Source organism: Paracoccus yeei ATCC BAA-599 (assembly GCF_000622145.1).
In the GTDB taxonomy this organism is placed as follows: Bacteria; Pseudomonadota; Alphaproteobacteria; order Rhodobacterales; family Rhodobacteraceae; genus Paracoccus; species Paracoccus yeei.
In genome coordinates, this window is sequence record NZ_JHWH01000061.1 from 1 (window position 1) to 2,511 (window position 2,511).

The following is a 2,511-nucleotide window of genomic DNA, read 5'->3' on the forward strand; positions in this document are numbered from 1 at the left end:
CGGCTGAGACCCGGGATATGCGCCTGACGAGCGAGGTGGAGGTGGACGGAGCTGCCTTTGGTGGTCATGTCCGGCCCGCCAACCTGCGGGAGGAGCGTGTCGACCGGCGGCTGCTCGGCAACCGCAGCGGCAAACGCCGCGTGGTGGTCGTGCTGCGCCAACGCGGCGGCCGAACAGTCACACGGACCTTTCTGCGCGAGGCCCAGGGTGTCGACTTCGTCAGGGAGCAGACCGCCTCCGGCACCGTCGTTTCGGCCGACGAGGGCACGCACCGGGATCTTCTGGAGCCCGATTTCGACATGCAAAGAATCAATCATTCAGAGGCTTACAGTCTGAATGGCGCTCGCACAAATGGCGCCGAGAGCTACTTCTCGCGGCTGAGACGGATGATCGGCGGCCAGCATCTGAGGGTTGAAGGGCGGTATCTCGATGCCTACGCAACCCATGCCGCCTGGCTCGAGGATCACCGGGACGAAAGCAACGGATGTCTGGCAGATCGCCTGATCGGCGGGGCGCTTGCCGTGCCGGTCAGCCGGGCGTGGAAGGGATACTGGCAACGACGCGCAGCGTGACAGCGTCGCCTGCAGCCCACAAGCACATCCCCTTGCGCTTCTCCACCATACGGACGAGCTTTCGGCGCTTGGCATGGCGCAACGCCTGAACCACCTTGAACACCACAGAGTTCCTCAGGGCGGTATCCGAGATCTCGAGATCCCGTTCGGCCATGACGCGCTCGGCGAGCTCGCGCGTGGTCATCTCCCCGTCGACGTCGAGATGGCGGACGCAGATGTCGGCGATCTCGCCCTTCTTGAAGAAGCCATGGCTGACCATATACCGCACCCGCTGCCGCTCTGGAGCGGCGAACAGTTCGATCGTCGCGTTCACATGCGCCAGGTCGTGTCTGGCCTGGGCGATTTGCGCCTCATGGGCCCTGATCCGGCCGAGCATCTCGGCGCGCTTCTGCGTCAACGTCTGGATCACCAAAGGTTCGGACATGCCGACATTGGAACAAACGTCATGCCCCCGATCCAGTCGGCAATTTGGTGCGTTTGCTCCTAAGACCGCTGAAATAGTCGATGAGCCGGAATGGTTTCCCGTCTTGGCGACTGATGGGGATCATGGCCTTGCGCTTCGGCACGGAGGGCATAGTTGCCTGATGCTCAGTCCGGTGGTCATGCCCGCAGCAGCCTGGGCAGCCGGGCCAGGTTGCTGGCGGCCATTGTCAGGATGAAGCGAGAACGGACCCGCTCGACGCCTCGATAGACGGTCTGGGCCATGCCGCCCACGGTCTTGGCCCAGCCGAAGGGCTCCTCGATCCGCTTCCGATGCTTGATGGACAAGGCATAGCCCTTGTGCCGTGTGGTGCGTCCATCGATTGCCGAATGCCGCGCTTTTTGGGCGACATGCGGGGAGTGACGCAGGCCCCGCGCAGATCGGCCACGAAGCCAGCGGCATCATAGGCCTTGTCCGCGCCCAGCGTCAGCTTCCGGGTCGAGCCTGGGGAGTGACGATGCAGCATATCGAGCGCGGCCTTTCGCTCGGCATGACCATCGGCCAGGGTCAGGTCACTCTGAACGATCAATCCATTCCGGTTCTCCATCAACGCATGTCCCATGAAGCAGAGCATTGCACCCATGCCGGGGGCTTTCTTGTAAAGCCGCGCTTCTGGGTCGGTCGTGGAGACATGGGTTGCGTTGGAACGCTTCTCGCCCCTGAAGTCGACCTCGGCATTGCGGCTGCGATGGCTGGGGCGGGACATTGGGGCAATCTCGGGGTGGGTCTCGGCGGTTGGCGTGTCGAGGCTCAAAGCAGGGGCCTCATCCGCGGAGGGCGGATCGCTCGGTCCCTCGTCGTCCGGTGGCGTGCCCGCTGCCTTGGGCTTGAAGCTTTTCATCGATGCCCAAGCCTTGATCAGCGTGCCGTCGACCGAGAAGTGATCATCCGACAAAAGCGGCGCGACTTCGCGATGGGCCAGGATCGCCGCCATGACCTTGCGCGACATCTTGGTCGTCAGCAGCCGGTCGCGGTTCTTCGTGAACACCGTCGGCCTTTGGCCCGGGGCTTCGCCCGCTCAGGGCTGAAATCCGTCCCCCGGACGGATTTCCGGGCGCCCTTCACCCCAGACCAGGTCGTCGATCCCGAGGCCCACGAACCAGCGGAACAGCAGGTTATACTGCATCTGCTCAATCAGTTGCCGCTCGGACCTGATCGAGAACAGGATCTGGAGCAGGCTGGCCCGGATCAGCCGCTCCGGTGCGATCGAGGGGCGGCCAAAGGCGGTGTAACGCGCTTCAAACTCCGCATCCAGACTGGCCAGTGCGTCATTCACAACTTGCCGGATCTTCCGCAGCGGGTGCTGCGCAGGGATGCGGTCCTCAAGATCGACATAGCTGAACAGCGACCCGCTCGTCTCGTCCGCTCCGCGCATGATCACTCCCACTGTCTTCCTGCCAGTGATGAATCATGTTCTGCAAACCGCGTCGAGAAACGACTATTTCAGCAGCCTGCTAG

Annotated in this window: 2 protein-coding genes and 1 pseudogene; 1 reads left to right on the top strand and 2 read right to left on the bottom strand. The window is 63.3% G+C overall.

All coding sequences use genetic code 11. The features are described 5' to 3' along the window. Positions 1-572 (top strand): transposase (locus BU28_RS0117530; RefSeq protein ID WP_028720585.1); only part of this gene is annotated, 572 nt, incomplete at its 5' end. On the opposite strand, the gene BU28_RS0117535 is transcribed toward BU28_RS0117530, so the two are convergent. Beyond that, positions 529-996, bottom strand: a complete 468-nt coding sequence (locus tag BU28_RS0117535; RefSeq protein WP_028720586.1) for a hypothetical protein — start codon at positions 994-996, stop codon at positions 529-531. The two genes, BU28_RS0117530 and BU28_RS0117535, sit on opposite strands and share 44 nt — an antisense overlap. 176 nt (positions 997-1,172) lie before the next feature. After that, positions 1,173-2,428: pseudogene (locus tag BU28_RS25035) on the bottom strand (IS5 family transposase). Between the last annotated feature and the right edge of the window lie 83 nt (positions 2,429-2,511).

Excerpts from the sequence above, each read along its gene's own strand:
- BU28_RS0117535 (WP_028720586.1), bottom strand. The coding sequence starts at position 996 with ATGTCCGAACCTTTGGTGATCCAGACGTTGACGCAGAAGCGCGCCGAG.